Annotated in this window: 14 protein-coding genes and 2 pseudogenes; 14 read left to right on the top strand and 2 right to left on the bottom strand. The window is 71.8% G+C overall.

Annotated elements, in window-relative coordinates:
* Positions 1-2,095 (bottom strand): ATP-binding protein (locus JS521_RS08995; protein WP_205082190.1); only part of this gene is annotated, 2,095 nt, incomplete at its 3' end.
* 204 nt (positions 2,096-2,299) lie between these two features.
* On the opposite strand from JS521_RS08995, the gene JS521_RS08990 reads away from it, so the two are divergent.
* The 14 genes and pseudogenes from JS521_RS08990 to nusB all read left to right on the top strand — a co-directional run bounded on the left by JS521_RS08990 (position 2,300) and on the right by nusB (position 15,746).
* On the top strand, positions 2,300-2,776 hold the full coding sequence (locus JS521_RS08990) for a DUF948 domain-containing protein (RefSeq protein ID WP_205082189.1): 477 nt from the start codon (positions 2,300-2,302) through the stop codon (positions 2,774-2,776).
* A gap of 7 nt (positions 2,777-2,783) precedes the next feature.
* Entirely contained in the window at positions 2,784-3,131 is a 348-nt protein-coding gene (locus JS521_RS08985) for a DUF6167 family protein (protein WP_205082188.1), read from the top strand.
* A complete protein-coding gene (gene alaS, locus JS521_RS08980; RefSeq protein ID WP_205082187.1) occupies positions 3,131-5,800 on the top strand; it encodes an alanine--tRNA ligase in 2,670 nt (889 codons plus the stop codon). Before JS521_RS08985 ends, alaS begins: the two co-directional genes overlap by 1 nt.
* A gap of 8 nt (positions 5,801-5,808) precedes the next feature.
* Positions 5,809-5,883: pseudogene (locus tag JS521_RS36545) on the top strand (Holliday junction resolvase RuvX); the annotation flags it as partial.
* A gap of 184 nt (positions 5,884-6,067) precedes the next feature.
* Positions 6,068-6,466, top strand: a pseudogene (ruvX, locus tag JS521_RS08975) (Holliday junction resolvase RuvX); the annotation flags it as partial.
* A 98-nt stretch (positions 6,467-6,564) separates the two neighbouring features.
* Positions 6,565-8,349: an endolytic transglycosylase MltG gene (gene mltG / locus JS521_RS08970; RefSeq protein ID WP_205082186.1), complete on the top strand. Its 1,785-nt coding sequence runs from the start codon at positions 6,565-6,567 to the stop codon at positions 8,347-8,349.
* Complete coding sequence (locus JS521_RS08965) at positions 8,342-9,172, top strand: shikimate dehydrogenase (RefSeq protein WP_205082185.1); 831 nt, start codon at positions 8,342-8,344, stop codon at positions 9,170-9,172. The genes mltG and JS521_RS08965 overlap by 8 nt, the downstream gene beginning before the upstream one ends.
* A 145-nt stretch (positions 9,173-9,317) precedes the next feature.
* Positions 9,318-10,502, top strand: coding sequence for a chorismate synthase (gene aroC, locus JS521_RS08960; RefSeq protein WP_205082184.1), 1,185 nt, complete (start codon positions 9,318-9,320; stop codon positions 10,500-10,502).
* Positions 10,499-12,136: a 3-dehydroquinate synthase gene (gene aroB, locus JS521_RS08955; protein ID WP_205082183.1), complete on the top strand. Its 1,638-nt coding sequence runs from the start codon at positions 10,499-10,501 to the stop codon at positions 12,134-12,136. Before aroC ends, aroB begins: the two co-directional genes overlap by 4 nt.
* Positions 12,133-12,573: a type II 3-dehydroquinate dehydratase gene (gene aroQ / locus JS521_RS08950; protein ID WP_030712607.1), complete on the top strand. Its 441-nt coding sequence runs from the start codon at positions 12,133-12,135 to the stop codon at positions 12,571-12,573. The genes aroB and aroQ overlap by 4 nt, the downstream gene beginning before the upstream one ends.
* A gap of 141 nt (positions 12,574-12,714) precedes the next feature.
* Positions 12,715-13,509, top strand: coding sequence for an AAA family ATPase (locus tag JS521_RS08945; protein WP_205082182.1), 795 nt, complete (start codon positions 12,715-12,717; stop codon positions 13,507-13,509).
* A 79-nt stretch (positions 13,510-13,588) separates the two neighbouring features.
* Entirely contained in the window at positions 13,589-14,695 is a 1,107-nt protein-coding gene (locus tag JS521_RS08940) for an aminopeptidase P family protein (RefSeq protein WP_205082181.1), read from the top strand.
* A 50-nt stretch (positions 14,696-14,745) separates the two neighbouring features.
* The gene (gene efp, locus JS521_RS08935) at positions 14,746-15,312 is read left to right on the top strand and encodes an elongation factor P (protein ID WP_205082180.1); all 567 of its coding nucleotides are present in this window, start codon (positions 14,746-14,748) and stop codon (positions 15,310-15,312) included.
* 2 nt (positions 15,313-15,314) lie between these two features.
* Positions 15,315-15,746: a transcription antitermination factor NusB gene (gene nusB / locus JS521_RS08930; protein WP_007453233.1), complete on the top strand. Its 432-nt coding sequence runs from the start codon at positions 15,315-15,317 to the stop codon at positions 15,744-15,746.
* A 184-nt stretch (positions 15,747-15,930) separates the two neighbouring features.
* Here the strand turns inward: nusB and bldD are convergent, their stop codons facing one another.
* Positions 15,931-16,431: a transcriptional regulator BldD gene (bldD, locus tag JS521_RS08925; protein ID WP_205082179.1), complete on the bottom strand. Its 501-nt coding sequence runs from the start codon at positions 16,429-16,431 to the stop codon at positions 15,931-15,933.
* Positions 16,432-16,439: the final 8 nt, after the last annotated feature.

The raw sequence follows: 16,439 nt of genomic DNA, 5'->3' as shown, positions 1-16,439 counted from the left end.
GCCCGCCACCGGCCAGGGCCCGGTCGACCGCGGTGGCCGGATCCAGCCGCCGGCCCGCCCGCAGCCCCTCCTCGTACGCCGCGTTCCCCAGCTCCCGCCGCGCCTGCTCCTCGCACTCCACCCGCGGCCGCCCGTAGAACACCGAGCCGAACAGCTGCAGACCCACCGACGGCCAGATGCCCTCCGCCGCCCCCTGGAGCACGGCGGCCTCCCCGGCGTCCCCCTCCACCGCCGTCACCAGCGCCAGCAGCTCCAGCGACAGCACCGTGCCCAGCAGGTCGTTGAACGTCCGGCCAATCGTCAGGCACTCCCCGAGCATCTGCCGCGCCCGCGCCGGCCGCCCCCGCCGCAGCGCCGCGTACGCCAGGACGTACAGCGCGTACGCCAGCGCCCACCGCTCCCCGTGGTCCTCGCAGATCTCCCGGACCTCGTCGCAGATCACCGCCGCCGCGTCCAGATCGCCGAGGAACGCCACCGCCATGGCCAGCTCCACCTGCGCCATCAGGACGTTGCTGTTCAGCTCGCCGACCTCGCGGTACCGGCCGAGCGCCTCGCGGAGCAGCTCCTCGGCGCGCTCCATGTCGTCCGTCACGATCGCCAGACACCCCGTGCGGTGCACCGCGTACGCCAGTGCCGCCGCGTCCCCGGCGCGCTCGGCCTCCTCCCGGCACTCCTGAAGAGCCGAGATCGCGCCCACCGGGTCGCCCTGGAGCACCGCCACATAGCCCAGCACCCACAGCACCTTCAGCCGAGCGGCATCGTGCGGCGTCGGCTCCTCCAGGACGTGGTCCAGCCAGTGCCGCCCCTCGGACAGCCGCCCGCAGCCCGCCCAGTAGAACCACAGGGTGCCCGCCAGATGCTGCGCCAGATGCACCTCGTCGGGGCTCTCCATCGAGCACTCCATCGCCCGGCGGAGATTGGGCAGTTCGCAGTCGATCCGCGCCGCCACCTCCGCCTGGCGCGGACTGAACCAGTCCAGCTCGCACCAGGTCGCGAGCCCCAGGAACCAGTCCCGGTGCCGACGCCGCAGCCGCTGGGCGTCCCCGGCGGCCGCCAGCCACTGCGCCCCGTACTCGCTGACCGTGTCCAGCAGCCGGTAGCGGGCCCCGGCCGGCCCGTCCTCGCGCTCCACCACCGACTGGGCGAGCAGCTCGTCCAGCACATCGAGCACCGAATCGGCCGGCAGGTCCGCTCCGCCGCAGATGTACTCGGCGGCCTCCAGGTCGAACTGCCCGGCGAACACCGAGAGCCGAGCCCACAACAGCCGCTGCTCGGGCGTGCACAGCTCATGGCTCCAGCCGATCGCCGTACGCAGGGTCTGGTGGCGGGGCGGCGCACCGCGACGGCCGCCGGTCAGCAGCCGGAACCGGTCGTCCAGCCGCAGCAGCACCTGTTCCACCGAGAGGGCGCGCAGCCGTCCCGCCGCCAGTTCCAGGGCCAGCGGGAGCCCGTCGAGGCGGCGGCAGAGCTCCAGCACGGTTCCCCGCTCGCCCGCCGCCGGCTCCCAGCCCGGCCGCACCCCGCGCGCCCGTTCGGTGAAGAGCTCCACCGCGTCCCCGTCGGACATCGGGGCGAGCGGATACGTCCGTTCCCCGTCCACCCGCAGCGGGCAGCGCCCGGCCGCGAGCACCTGGAGGCCCGGGGCCCGCCGCAGCAGCTCGGTGACGAGGCCGGCGCAGGCGTCGACGAGGTGCTCGAAGCCGTCGATCACCAGGAGCGTCCGGCGCCCGGAGAGATGCTCGACGAGGGCGGCGCGCGGCGGCCGACTGGTGTGATCGATCAGCCCCAGGGCGTCGATCAGGGCGTGTTCCAGCAGGTCGGGGTCGCGGACGGTGGACAGCTCGGCCAGCAGGACCCCGTCGCAGTACCGTTTCTCCCGGAGCGCTGCGACACGGGTGACGCAACGGGTCTTGCCCACGCCCGCCACTCCGACGACGGTGACGAGCCTGGACTCCACCAGCAGCCCTCCCACCTCGGCCAGTTCGTCCTCGCGGCCCACGAATCTGTTCAGTTCGGCCGGGAGGGTGCCGGGCACCGCCGCCGGGCGGGCGTCCGGATGGTCGGGATTCGGGCAGGGGTCCTGCAGGCGTCGCATGAAACACGGAGCGTACTGGCTTGAAAGCTCTCCGTACAATCTCGTAAGGCAACTCCCGCCCGGCCCGCGGGGAATGCGGTAGGGGAGGAGATGCGCGGCGCGATAGGCTCGTGGGACGACGATCGGGCGCGTCGGCGGCAGCCGGCGGCACCGACGGAGACAAGCCCCCAAGGGGGCCGATCGACAAGCAGAGAGCGGTGCACAGTGTCCGGTGGAGAGGTTGCCGGAATCCTCGTGGCCGTCTTCTGGGCGATCCTGGTCTCGTTCCTCGCCGTGGTGCTGGTGAGGCTCGCCCAGACGCTCAGGGCGACCACCAAGCTCGTGGCGGACGTGACCGATCAGGCCGTTCCGCTGCTGGCCGACGCCTCGGCGACGGTGCGCTCGGCGCAGACCCAGCTGGACAAGGTCGACGCCATCGCGAGCGACGTGCAGGAGGTCACCTCCAACGCCTCCGCGCTCTCCACGACCGTCGCCTCCACCTTCGGCGGCCCCCTCGTCAAGGTCGCGGCCTTCGGCTACGGCGTACGGCAGGCACTCGGCCGCCGCACCGCACCCGAGCCCGAACCGGAACCGGCGCGGAGCCGTGGCTCCGCCCGGCGCACCGTGATCGTCGGCCGGACCGTACCCTCGGCGCGCGAACGCAGGCGCGAACGCCGAAACGCCCGCGGACAGAAGGACTGATCGAGCGATGTTCCGCCGCACGTTCTGGTTCACCGCCGGCGCAGCCGCCGGTGTGTGGGCCACCACCAAGGTCAACCGCAAGCTCAAGCAGCTGACCCCCGAAAGCCTCGCGGCGCAGGCCGCGGACAAGGCGATCGAGACCGGTCACAAGCTCAAGGACTTCGCCCTCGACGTACGGGAGGGCATGGTCCGCCGCGAAGCCGAACTGGGCGGTGCCCTCGGCCTGGAGGCCCCGGTCGACCCGGACCTTCCCGGACAGCGGCACTGGGCCGTCGAAGCGCCCGAACCCGCCGCGCACCCGAACACGTACCGCAAGCTTCCCTACAAATCGAACAACCGGAATGAGGACCACTGATGGAGTCGGCTGAAATTCGCCGCCGCTGGCTGAGCTTCTTCGAGGAGCGCGGTCACACTGCCGTGCCCTCGGCGTCGCTCATCGCGGACGACCCGACTCTGCTGCTGGTCCCCGCTGGCATGGTCCCCTTCAAGCCGTACTTCCTCGGCGAGGTCAAGCCGCCCGCCCCGCGCGTCACCAGCGTGCAGAAGTGCGTGCGTACGCCGGACATCGAAGAGGTCGGCAAGACCACCCGCCACGGCACCTTCTTCCAGATGTGCGGCAACTTCTCCTTCGGGGACTACTTCAAGGAAGGCGCCATCCAGCTCGCCTGGGAGGCACTGACCAACTCCGTCGAGGACGGCGGCTACGGCCTCGACCCCGAGAAGCTCTGGATCACCGTCTACCTCGACGACGACGAGGCCGAGGCCATCTGGCGCGACAAGATCGGCGTCCCCGCCGAGCGCATCCAGCGCCTGGGCAAGAAGGACAACTTCTGGTCCATGGGCGTCCCCGGACCCTGCGGCCCCTGCTCCGAGATCAACTACGACCGCGGTCCCGAGTTCGGCGTCGAGGGCGGCCCGGCCGTCAACGACGAGCGCTACGTGGAGATCTGGAACCTGGTCTTCATGCAGTACGAGCGCGGCGCCGGCGACGGCAAGGAGGACTTCCCGATCCTCGGGGACCTGCCGTCGAAGAACATCGACACCGGTCTCGGCCTGGAACGCCTCGCGATGATCCTCCAGGGCGTACAGAACATGTACGAGACCGACACCCTGCGCGTCGTCATGGACAAGGCCACCGAGCTGACCGGCGTCCGCTACGGCGCCGAAAAGGGCACGGACGTCTCGCTCCGCGTCGTCGCCGACCACATCCGTACGTCGGTGATGCTCATCGGCGACGGCGTCACCCCCGGCAACGAGGGCCGCGGCTATGTGCTGCGCCGCATCATGCGCCGCGCCATCCGCAACATGCGCCTCATGGGCGCCACCGGCTCGGTCGTCAAGGACCTGGTCGACGTCGTGATCGACACGATGGGCCTCCAGTACCCGGAGCTGATCACCGACCGCAAGCGCATCGAGACCGTCGCGCTCGCCGAGGAAGCCGCCTTCCTCAAGGCCCTCAAGGGCGGCACCAATATCCTGGAGACCGCCGTCACCGAGACCAAGGCCGCCGGCGGCCAGGTCCTCGCCGGCGACAAGGCGTTCCTGCTCCACGACACCTGGGGCTTCCCGATCGACCTGACCCTGGAGATGGCCGCCGAGCAGGGGCTCTCCGTGGACGAGGACGGCTTCCGCCGCCTCATGCAGGAGCAGCGCGACAAGGCCAAGGCCGACGCCCGCGCCAAGAAGACCGGTCACGCCGACCTATCCGCCTACCGCGAGGTCGCCGACACCTCCGGCGCCACCGAGTTCACCGGCTACACCGCCACCGCCGGTGAGTCCACCATCGTCGGCCTGCTGGTCGACGGGGTGCCCTCGCCCGCCGCCACCGAGGGCGACGAGGTCGAGGTCGTCCTCGACCGCACCCCCTTCTACGCCGAGGGCGGCGGCCAGCTCGCCGACACGGGCCGCATCCGGCTCGACACGGGCGCCGTGATCGAGATCCGTGACGTCCAGAAGCCGGTCCCCGGCGTCCACGTCCACAAGGGTGTCGTCCAGGTCGGCGAAGTGACGGTCGGGGCCCCGGTCTTCGCCTCCATCGACTCCACCCGCCGCCGGGCTATCGCCCGCGCCCACAGCGCCACGCACCTCACGCACCAGGCGCTGCGCGACGCGCTCGGCCCGACGGCCGCCCAGGCCGGCTCGGAGAACTCCCCGGGCCGCTTCCGCTTCGACTTCGGTTCGCCCGCCGCCGTTCCCGGCACGGTTCTCACCGACGTCGAGCAGCGGATCAACGAGGTCCTCTCGCGCGAACTCGACGTCCAGGCCGAGGTCATGTCGATCGACGACGCCAAGAAGCAGGGCGCCATCGCCGAGTTCGGTGAGAAGTACGGCGAGCGGGTCCGCGTCGTCACCATCGGCGACTTCTCCAAGGAGCTGTGCGGCGGCACCCACGTCCACAACACCGCCCAGCTGGGTCTGGTGAAGCTGCTCGGCGAGTCCTCCATCGGCTCCGGCGTGCGCCGCATCGAGGCCCTCGTCGGCGTGGACGCGTACAACTTCCTGGCCCGCGAGCACACGGTCGTCGCCCAGCTCCAGGAGCTGGTCAAGGGCCGCCCCGAGGAGCTTCCCGAGAAGATCGCGGGCATGCTCGGCAAGCTGAAGGACGCCGAGAAGGAGATCGAGAAGTTCCGCGCGGAGAAGGTGCTCGCCGCCGCCGCCGGGCTCGTCGAGTCCGCCAAGGACGTCCGCGGCGTCGCCCTGGTCACCGGCCAGGTCCCCGACGGCACCTCCGCCGACGACCTGCGCAAGCTGGTCCTGGACGTGCGGGGCCGCATCCAGGGCGGCCGCCCGGCCGTCGTGGCCCTGTTCACCACGGCCAACGGCCGCCCGCTCACCGTCATCGCCACCAACGAGGCCGCCCGCGAGCGCGGTCTCAAGGCCGGTGACCTCGTGCGTACGGCGGCCAAGACCCTCGGCGGAGGTGGCGGCGGCAAGCCGGACGTCGCCCAGGGCGGCGGCACGAACCCGGCCGCCATCGGCGACGCCGTCGCCGCCGTCGAACGCCTCGTCACCGAGACCGCGTGACGAGCGCGATGACGCAGATGCGCCGAGGCCGGCGGCTCGCCGTCGACGTCGGGGACGCCCGGATCGGGGTCGCCGCGTGCGACCCCCCCCGGGTACAGGCCCCCCCCGGGGGGACCCGGGCCGGGCGGGGCGGACCCCCCCCCCCCCCCCCCCGCCCCCCGCCGCCCCCCCCCCCGGGGGGGGGGGGGGGCCCCCCCCCCGGGGGGGGGGGGGGGGCGCGGGCGGGGGGGGGGGGCCCCCCGGGGGGGGGGGCCCCCCCCCCCCCCCCCCGACGGGATCCTGGCCACGCCGGTGGAGACCGTGCCGGGACGTGACGTCCCGGCAGCCCACCGGCGGCTCCGCCAGATCGTCGAGGAGTACGAGCCGATCGAGGTCATCCTCGGTCTGCCGCGCTCCCTCGGCGGCGGCGAGGGTCCGGCGGCCGCCAAGGTCCGGGAGTTCGCGCAAGTGTTCGCCCGATCGATCGCGCCCGTTCCGGTGCGACTGGTGGACGAGAGGATGACCACAGTGACGGCCGCCCAGGGGATGCGCGCCTCGGGCGTGAAGTCCAAGAAGGGCCGATCTGTCATCGACCAGGCTGCCGCTGTGGTGATCCTTCAGAACGCTCTGGAGTCCGAACGGGCGTCAGGTAATCCCCCGGGCGAGGGCGTCGAAGTGGTTGTCTGATCGCGATACGGTAACGTTCCGCGCGATGCGGCGGTGTTCGAATAAACCGCACGGCGAAGCGAAGAGACGGAACGTCGTCTCGCGGCTCTAGGGGATCGATGACTGAGTATGGCCGGGGCCCCGGCTCCGAACCGTGGCATCCCGAGGACCCCTTGTACGGGGACCAGGGATGGGAAGGCCGTCAGGCCGCCCACGGCCAGGGCCAGTACGGCGACCAGCAGCAGTCCTATCCGCAGGACCCGTACGCCCAGCAGCACCAGAACCACCAGCAGCACCATCAGTACCCGCAGCAGCAGCAGCAGCCGTACGACCAGCATCAGCAGTACGGCCAGCAGCACCAGAACCACCAGCACCAGCAGCAGTACGGCACGCCTCAGCAGGACCCCTATGCCCAGCAGCCGGGTGCCCAGCCGCAGTACAACGGCGGCTGGGACACCGGCCAGCAGGCCGCCATGCCGTACGGGGCCGAGCCCCAGGACCCGTACGCGCAGCACCCCGGTGGCTACGACGCGAGCCAGGACTATTACGGCACGCCCGAGGCCTACCCTCCGCCGCAGCCCCCGGGTCGCCGCGAGGCCGCGCCTGAGCAGCACCCTCAGCAACAGCACTCTCAGCAGCAGGCGTCGACGGACTGGGATCCGGACGAGCCGCACGAGGAGACGCACCCCTTCTTCACCGGCGCGGACGAACCGGCCGGCCGCGAGCCGCGCGACGACGACGATGACCCGGACGACGAGGGATCACGCTCCTCGCGCCGCGACCGCGACGGCGGTGAGCGCCGGGGCGGCAAGGGCAAGAAGAAGAAGAGCCGCAGCGGCTGTGCCTGCCTGGTGGTCTCCGTCGTCCTGGTCGGCGGCCTCGGTGGCGTCGGCTATGTCGGCTACACCTTCTGGAAGAAGCAGTTCGGAGCCCCGGCCGACTACGCGGGGTCGGGCACCGGCGATCAGGTCGAGGTGGAGATCCCCGAGGGCGCGTTCGGGTACGACATCGCGAACATCCTGCGCAAGCAGGGGGTCATCAAGTCGTCCGACGCGTTCGTCGCGGCGCAGAACGACAACCCCAAGGGCAAGTTGATCCAGGCGGGTGTCTATCTCCTGAACAAGGAGATGTCGGCGGCCAGCGCGGTCACGCTGATGCTCGATCCGAAGAGCCAGAACGCGTTCGTGATCCCGGAGGGGACGCGTAACGTCACGGTCTATGCCGAGATCGACAAGCGGCTGGAGTTGGAGAAGGGCACCACGGCGAAGATCGCCAAGACGAAGGCGGAGTCGCTGGGCCTGCCCGACTGGGCTGACGACAACCCGGATGTCAAGGACCCGCTGGAAGGCTTCCTCTACCCGGCGGCCTATCCGGTCGCCAAGGGGTCCAAGCCCGAGGACGCGCTGAAGCGGATGGTCACGCGGGCCAACAAGGAGTACGAGAAGGTCGACCTCGAAGCCACGGCCAAGAAGTTCAACCTCGACGGCCCGTGGCAGGTGCTCACGGTGGCGAGTCTGGTGCAGGCGGAGGGCCTCACGCACGACGACTTCCGCAAGATGGCCGAAGTCGTCTACAACCGGCTCGAACCCGACAACACGATCACCAATCGCAAGCTGGAATTCGACTCGGCGTTCAACTACCTCAAGAACCAGAGCAAGATCAAGATCGGCTCCAAGGAGATCCGAACCAATCCGGACCCGTACAACACCTACTACCACACGGGACTTCCGCCGGGGCCGATCAGCAATCCCGGCATGGACGCCATAAAGGCGTCGCTCAACCCGACCACGAACGGCTGGATGTTCTTCATCTCGCTCGACGGCAAGAAGACGGACTTCACGAAGACCGTCGAGGAGCACGAGAAGCTGAACGAGAAGTGGAAGGAACAGCAGGGACTTGGCTGATACTCGCCGCCGGGCCGCCGTCCTCGGCTCGCCCATCGCCCACTCCCTCTCCCCGGTCCTGCACCGCGCCGCCTACGCCGAACTCGGCCTGGAGCACTGGTCCTACGACCGGTTCGAGGTCGACGAGGCGGCGCTGCCCGGGTTCATCGAGGGTCTTGACGCCTCCTGGGCGGGACTGTCGCTGACCATGCCGCTCAAGCGCGCGATCATCCCGCTGCTCGACGAGGTCAGCGCGACGGCCGCCTCCGTGGAAGCCGTCAACACGGTCGTGTTCACCGAGGACGGCCGCCGGGTCGGCGACAACACCGACATCCCCGGCATGATCGCCGCCCTGCGGGAACGCGGCGTCGACAAGGTCGACTCGGCCGCCGTCCTCGGCGCCGGCGCGACCGCCTCCTCCGCCCTGGCCGCGCTCGCCGCGGTCTGCGCCGGACCGGTCACCGCCTATGTGCGCAGCCCCGAGCGCGCCGCCGAGATGCGCGGCTGGGGAGAGCGGCTCGGGGTCGACGTCGTCACCGCCGACTGGGCGGACGCGGAAGCGGCACTGAGCGCGCCATTGGTCATCGCCACCACTCCGGCGGGCGCGACGGACGCGTTCACCGGCTCCGTGCCCGAGGGTCCGGGCATCCTCTTCGACGTGCTGTACGAGCCGTGGCCCACCCGGCTCGCCGCCGCCTGGTCCGCGCACGGCGGGGCGGTCGTCGGCGGGCTTGACCTCCTTGTTCACCAGGCACTGCTCCAGGTCGAGCAGATGACCGGCCGGATCCCGGCACCGCTGGCTGCCATGCGGCAGGCCGGAGAGGCCGCGCTCGCGGCCCGCTGACGCGACCGCCGGCGAACGTCGCCGGTCCGCCTGCTGGACCGGCGGCCGGATCGTGCCCCCGGTCGTGGGAGGATCGGGGGTGGCGGGCCAGGGCCGCGCACCCGGTGGCGCCGTTGGATTTCAGGCGCGAGCATGAGGAGCACCGTTGAGCAGGTTGCGCTGGCTGACCGCAGGCGAGTCGCACGGCCCCGCACTGGTGGCGACGCTGGAGGGTCTTCCCGCCGGTGTCCCGATCACCACGGAGATGGTGGCGGAGGCGCTGGCCCGGCGACGGCTCGGTTACGGCCGCGGCGCGCGGATGAAGTTCGAGCAGGACGAGGTCACCTTCCTCGGCGGCGTACGCCACGGGCTCACCATGGGCTCCCCGGTCGCCGTGATGGTCGGCAACACCGAGTGGCCCAAGTGGGAGCAGGTCATGTCGGCCGACCCGGTCGACCCCGACGAGCTGGCGAAGCTCGCCCGTAACGCCCCGCTGACCCGCCCCCGGCCCGGCCACGCCGACCTCGCGGGGATGCAGAAGTACGGCTTCGACGAGGCCCGGCCGGTCCTGGAGCGCGCCAGCGCCCGGGAGACCGCCGCGCGCGTCGCCCTCGGCGCCGTCGCCCGCTCCTACCTCAAGGAGACCGCGGGCATCGAGATCGTCAGCCATGTCGTCGAGCTGGCCGCCGCGAAGGCGCCGTACGGCGTCCTCCCGGTCCCCGCCGACGTGGAGAAGCTGGACGCCGACCCGGTCCGCTGCCTGGACGCCGACGCGTCCAAGGCGATGGTCGCCGAGATCGACCAGGCCCACAAGGACGGCGACACCCTCGGCGGGGTCGTCGAGGTGCTCGCGTACGGCGTGCCCGTCGGGCTCGGCTCGCACGTGCACTGGGACCGGCGCCTGGACGCCCGCCTCGCCGCAGCGCTCATGGGCATCCAGGCCATCAAGGGCGTCGAGGTCGGCGACGGCTTCGAGCTCGCCCGCGTCCCCGGCTCCAAGGCGCACGACGAGATCGTCGCCACCGAGGGCGGCATCAAGCGCACCTCCGGGCGGTCCGGCGGCACCGAGGGCGGCCTCACCACCGGCGAGCTGCTGCGCGTCCGCGCCGCTATGAAGCCCATCGCCACCGTGCCGCGCGCGCTCGCCACCGTGGACGTCGTCACCGGTGAGGCCACCAAGGCCCACCACCAGCGCTCCGACGTCTGCGCCGTCCCGGCCGCGGGCATCGTCGCCGAGGCGATGGTCGCCCTGGTCCTGGCCGACGCGGTCGCGGAGAAGTTCGGCGGCGACAGCGTGGCCGAGACCCACCGAAACGTCCAGTCGTACCTCGACCACCTCCAGATCCGATGAGCGGCCCCCTGGTCGTCCTCGTCGGCCCGATGGGCGTCGGCAAGTCCACCGTCGGTGAGCTGCTCGCCGCCCGGCTCGGCACCACCTACCGGGACACCGACGCGGACGTCGTCGCCGAGGCCGGCAAGCCGATCGCGGAGATCTTCTACGACGAGGGCGAGGAGCACTTCCGCGCCCTGGAGCGCCGGGCCGTCGCGGCGGCCGTCGCCGGGCACCCCGGTGTCCTCTCCCTCGGTGGCGGGGCCGTTCTGGACGGGGCGACCAGGGAACTGCTGGCCGGCCGGCCGGTCGTCTATCTCTCCATGGACGTGGACGAGGCCGTCCGCCGCGTCGGGCTCGGCGCCGCGCGTCCTCTGCTCGCGGTCAACCCGCGCCGGCAGTGGCGCGAGCTGATGGACGCCCGCCGCCATCTGTACGAAGAGGTCGCCCGTACCGTCGTCGCCACCGACGAGAACACCCCCGAAGAGGTCGCCCAGGCGATCATCGACGCACTGCAACTGCCGGAGGGCGAAGCCGCCCCCGGCGTGGAGAACACCGGCATGACGCAGCAGAGCCCCACCCGCATCCAGGTCGCAGGCTCCGCGGGCTCCGACCCGTACGAGGTCCTCGTCGGCCACCAGCTCCTCGGCGAGCTGCCCCAGCTCATCGGCGACCGTGCGAAGCGGGTCGCCGTCCTGCACCCCGAGGCGCTCGCCGACACCGGTGAGGCGGTCCGCGAGGACCTCGCCGCCCAGGGGTACGAGGCCATCGCCATCCAGCTGCCCAACGCGGAGGAGGCCAAGACCGTCGAGGTCGCCGCCTACTGCTGGAAGGCGCTCGGCCAGACCGGCTTCACCCGCACCGACGTCATCGTCGGCATCGGCGGCGGCGCCACCACGGACGTCGCCGGGTTCGTCGCGGCCAGCTGGCTGCGCGGGGTCCGCTGGATCGCGGTCCCGACGACCGTGCTCGGCATGGTCGACGCGGCCGTGGGCGGCAAGACCGGCATCAACACCGCCGAGGGCAAGAACCTCGTCGGCGCCTTCCACCCGCCCGCCGGGGTCCTCTGCGACCTCGCCGCGCTGGAATCGCTGCCGGTCCACGACTACGTCTCCGGCATGGCCGAGATCATCAAGGCCGGGTTCATCGCCGACCCGGTCATCCTCGACCTGATCGAGTCCGACCCCGAGGGCGCCCGTACGCCCTCCGGGCCGCACACCGCCGAGCTGATCGAGCGGTCCATCCGGGTCAAGGCCGAGGTCGTCTCCAGCGACCTCAAGGAGTCCGGACTCCGCGAGATCCTCAACTACGGCCACACGCTGGGCCACGCCATTGAGAAGAACGAGCGCTACAAGTGGCGCCACGGCGCGGCCGTCTCCATCGGCATGGTCTTCGCCGCCGAGCTGGGCCGGCTCGCCGGACGCCTCGACGACGCCACCGCCGACCGGCACCGCTCCATCCTGGAGTCGGTGGGCCTGCCGCTCGCCTACCGCGGCGACCAGTGGCCCAAGCTGCTGGAGAACATGAAGGTCGACAAGAAGTCCCGCGGCGACCTGCTGCGCTTCATCGTCCTGGACGGCATCGGCAAGCCCACCGTCCTGGAGGGCCCCGACCCGGCCGTGCTGCTCGCCGCCTACGGGGAGGTCTCCGCGTGACCCGCAGGGTCCTCGTCCTGAACGGCCCCAACCTCGGCCGGCTCGGCTCGCGCGAGCCCGACGTCTACGGGGCCACTTCCTACGCCGGACTCGTCGAGACCTGCACCGCGCTCGGCAAGGAGCTCGGCTTCGACGTCGACGTACGGGAGACCAACGACGAGGGCGAGCTGATCCGCTGGCTCCACGAGGCGGCGGACGGGTCGATTCCGGTCGTTCTCAACCCGGGTGCCTTCACGCACTACTCGTACGGGATGCGGGACGCGGCCGCCCAGCGCACCGCCCCGCTGATCGAGGTGCACATCTCCAACCCGTACACCCGCGAGGAGTTCCGGCACACCTCCGTGGTCGCCGCGGTGGCCACGGGCACGGTGGCCGGGTTCGGCATCGGCTCCTACCGGCTCGCCCTGCGCGCCCTCGCCGACGAACTGACGGACTGACACCCCGCGGTTCCCGTCCGCCCGCCGCGCGGCCGACGGGCACTTCGTACCCTCCCGGGCCGTTCACCCCGAGACGGCCCGGGAAGGTACGGTAGCCGTCCCATCAGCGTCAGTTGCAGTTACGAGACGGAGTGGCACCGGATGCAGCACGCAGTGGGGGCCCCGCTGCCGCCGCCCCACGGACCCGGTATCGGGCACGTCGGCCGGCCCTACCAGGCCCAGCAGACCGGCCACCCCGGCCAGGCCCCCGGGTCGGGCTGGAGCGGCACCGGCCCAACGCCCCCCGCCAGGGAGGCCGTCGGGCACACCGGGCACGTCCAGCTGCCTCCGGGCGGGCCCGTGCCGCTGCCCGCACCGCCCGCCGAGCCCGGCACCGGCGGCGCGACGCTCGCCGTGCTGCTCATCGGCCCGGCCGGGGCGGGCAAGACCACCGTCGCCAAGCTCTGGGCGGCCCGCCGCCGGGTGCCCACCGCCCATGTCTCCCTCGACGACGTCCGCGAATGGGTCCGCTCCGGATTCGCCGACCCGCAGGCCGGCTGGAACGACCACTCCGAGGCCCAGTACCGCCTGGCCCGCCGCACCTGCGGCTTCGCCGCCCGCAACTTCCTCGCCAACGGCATCTCCTGCATCCTCGACGACGCCGTCTTCCCCGACCGCCCGGTCGTCGGCCTCGGCGGCTGGAAGCGCCATGTGGGCCCCGGCCTGCTGCCCGTGGTCCTGCTGCCCGGCCTGGAGATCGTCCTGGAGCGCAACGCCGCCCGCAGTGGCAACCGCAGGCTCTCCGACGAGGAGGTCGCCCGCATCCACGGCCGGATGGCCGGCTGGTACGGCTCCGGGCTCCCGATCATCGACAACTCCACGTACGACGTCGAGACCACCGCCCGCGTCCTGGACGACGTGCTGGCCCGCTCCATCGCGAGCCCGCCCGCCTGGTAGCAGCAGCGTTCGGGAGCCCCGCCCCCCGGTCGGATGCGCTGGCCGGGCGGGCCGCCGCCCCCGCTCGTACGCTCGAACCATGTCAGAGGTGCACGCCGTCCGACGCGGGCTGCTCCGCGACCGGTGCTCCGCCGCGGGGTCCGCGGCCGCCCTGGTCTCCCGCCCCGCCAACGTCCGCTATCTCGCGGGCGGAGCGCCGCCCGGCGCCGTGCTGCTGCTCGGCCCCGGCGAGGACGTTCTGCTCTGCCCCCGCGCCCCCACCGGCGAACCCGCCCACGGGCGGCCCGACGAGGCGCTCCGGATCGACCTCCTGCCCGCCCCGGACACGGACCCCGTGATCGCTGCCGCCGGTCTCGCCGCCGCGTCGGGCGCGGATTCGCTCGCCGTCGAGGAGCACGACCTGACCGTGGCCCGGCACCGTGCCATGGGGAAGGCCGCCCCGCGTCTGAAACTGGCCGACCTCGGCTTCACCGTGGAGCAGCAGCGGATCGTCAAGGACGAGGAGGAGATCGGCTGCCTCCGGATCGCCGCCGAGATCACCGACCAGGCCCTCGGGGAACTCCTCGAATCGATCCTCGTCGGCCGCACCGAGCGGCACCTCGCCCTCGAACTGGAGCGCCGTCTCGTCGACCACGGCGCGGACGGCCCCGCCTTCGTCACTTCCGTGGCCACCGGACCCAACTCCGGCCAGGGGCGCCACCGGCCCTCGGACCGCAGGGTGGAGGAGGGAGATTTCCTCTCCGTCCGCCTCGGCGCGAGCTACCACGGCTACCGCTGCGAGATCGGCCGTACGTTCGTCATCGGCACCGCCCCCGCAGAGTGGCAGATCGAGCTCTACGACCTTGTTTTCGCCGCTCAGCGGGCAGGCAGGGAAGCCCTGGCGCCGGGGGCCGCCTACCGGGACGTGGACCGGGCGGCCCGGCATCCGCTGGAGTCCGCGGGGCACGGCGAGGGCCTCCAGCCGAGGACCGGGCACGGTGTGGGGCTCGAAATCGAGGAGGACCCGCAACTGGCACCGACAGCCATGGGTAAACTGGACGCTTGTGTGCCGGTCACCGTCGGACCGGGGGTCCACCTCCCGGGCCGGGGCGGTGTCCGGATCGATGACACGCTCGTCGTGCGCCCCGAGGCGGACGGCGGACCCGAGCTACTCACCATGACGACCAAGGAGCTGCTCGCGCTCTAGCGCGCATCCTCGGTCGTTCCACCAGCTTCAGTCCAGGAGATTCCGCAACCGTGGCTTCCACGAACGACCTCAAGAACGGCCTGGTGCTCAAGCTCGACGGAGGCCAGCTCTGGTCCGTCGTCGAGTTCCAGCACGTCAAGCCCGGCAAGGGCCCCGCCTTCGTGCGCACCAAGCTCAAGAACGTGCTCTCCGGCAAGGTCGTCGACAAGACGTTCAACGCCGGCGTGAAGGTCGAGACGGCCACCATCGACCGCCGCGACATGCAGTTCTCGTACATGGACGGCGAGTACTTCGTCTTCATGGACATGGACACCTACGACCAGCTCATGGTCGACCGTAAGGCCGTCGGCGACGCCGCCAACTTCCTCATCGAGGGCTTCACCGCCTCCGTCGCCCAGCACGAGGGCGAGGTGCTCTACGTCGAGCTGCCCGCCGCGGTCGAGCTGACGATCCAGCACACCGACCCGGGCGTCCAGGGCGACCGCTCCACCGGCGGCACCAAGCCCGCCACCCTGGAGACCGGTTACGAGATCGGCGTGCCGCTCTTCATCACCACCGGCGAGAAGATCAAGGTCGACACCCGCACGGGCACCTACCTCGGCCGGGTGAACAGCTAACCGTGGCTGCCCGGAACAAGGCCCGCAAGCGCGCCTTCCAGATCCTCTTCGAGGCCGACCAGCGCGGTGAGTCCGTGCAGAGCGTGCTCGCGGACTGGGTTCGGCTCTCGCGGACCGACGACCGTCAGCCGCCGGTCGGTGAGTTCACGATGGAGCTGGTCGAGGGGTACGCGCAGTACGCGGACCGGATCGACGACCTCATCGTCACCTACGCCGTGGACTGGGAGATCGACCGCATGCCGGTCGTCGACCGGAGCATCCTGCGGCTCGGTGCGTACGAGCTGATCTGGATGGACGAGACCCCGGACGCCGTGGTGATCGACGAGGCCGTCCAGCTCGCCAAGGAGTTCTCCACCGATGACTCCCCGTCCTTCGTGAACGGCCTGCTGGCCCGTTTCAAGGACCTGAAGCCGAACCTCCGCCGAGAGCAGTAGCCCCCGGCGACGGTCCGGTCGGACACCACGAAGGGCCCCCCCGGCGACGCCCCCGGGGGCCACGGCGTGGAAGGCGGGGGCGCCGCGCGCGGGCCCCCCCCCCCCCCGGGGGGGGGGGCCCCCCCCCCCCCCCCCCCCCCCCCCCCGGCGGCACGTTTCTGCTGTGGGGTCGGACCCCGCTCGCTCAGGCCTCGTCGTGGGAGACCGCACGGCGCGCGTCCGCGTCCAGCACGCCCCAGCTGATGAGCTGCTCCGTCAGTACGGAAGGCGACTGGTCGTAGATCACGGCCAGCGTGCGGAGGTCGTCCTGGCGGATCGAGAGCACCTTGCCGTTGTAGTCACCGCGCTGGCTCTGGATCGTCGCCGCGTAGCGCTGCAGCGGACCGGCCTTCTCCGGCGGGACGTGGGCGAGGCGCTCCAGGTCCAGGACGAGCTTCGGCGGCGGCTCGGCGGCTCCGCCCGGCGTCGTGCCGGGCAGCAGCTCCTGCACCGGAACCCCGTAGAAATCCGCCAGCTCGGCGAGGCGCTGCACGGTCACCGCACGGTCGCCGCGCTCGTACGAACCGACCACGACGGCCTTCCAGCGGCCCTGGGACTTCTCCTCCACGCCGTGGAGGGAAAGGCCCTGCTGGGTGCGGATGGCACGGAGTTTGGCCCCGAGCTGTTTTGCGTATTCGCTGGACATATGGCTCC

The sequence above is a fragment of the Streptomyces durocortorensis genome (assembly GCF_016901035.1).
Taxonomy (GTDB): domain Bacteria; phylum Actinomycetota; class Actinomycetes; order Streptomycetales; family Streptomycetaceae; genus Streptomyces; species Streptomyces durocortorensis.
The sequence above is the reverse complement of the archived record's forward strand: the minus strand, read 5'-3'. Positions and strand labels throughout refer to the sequence as shown.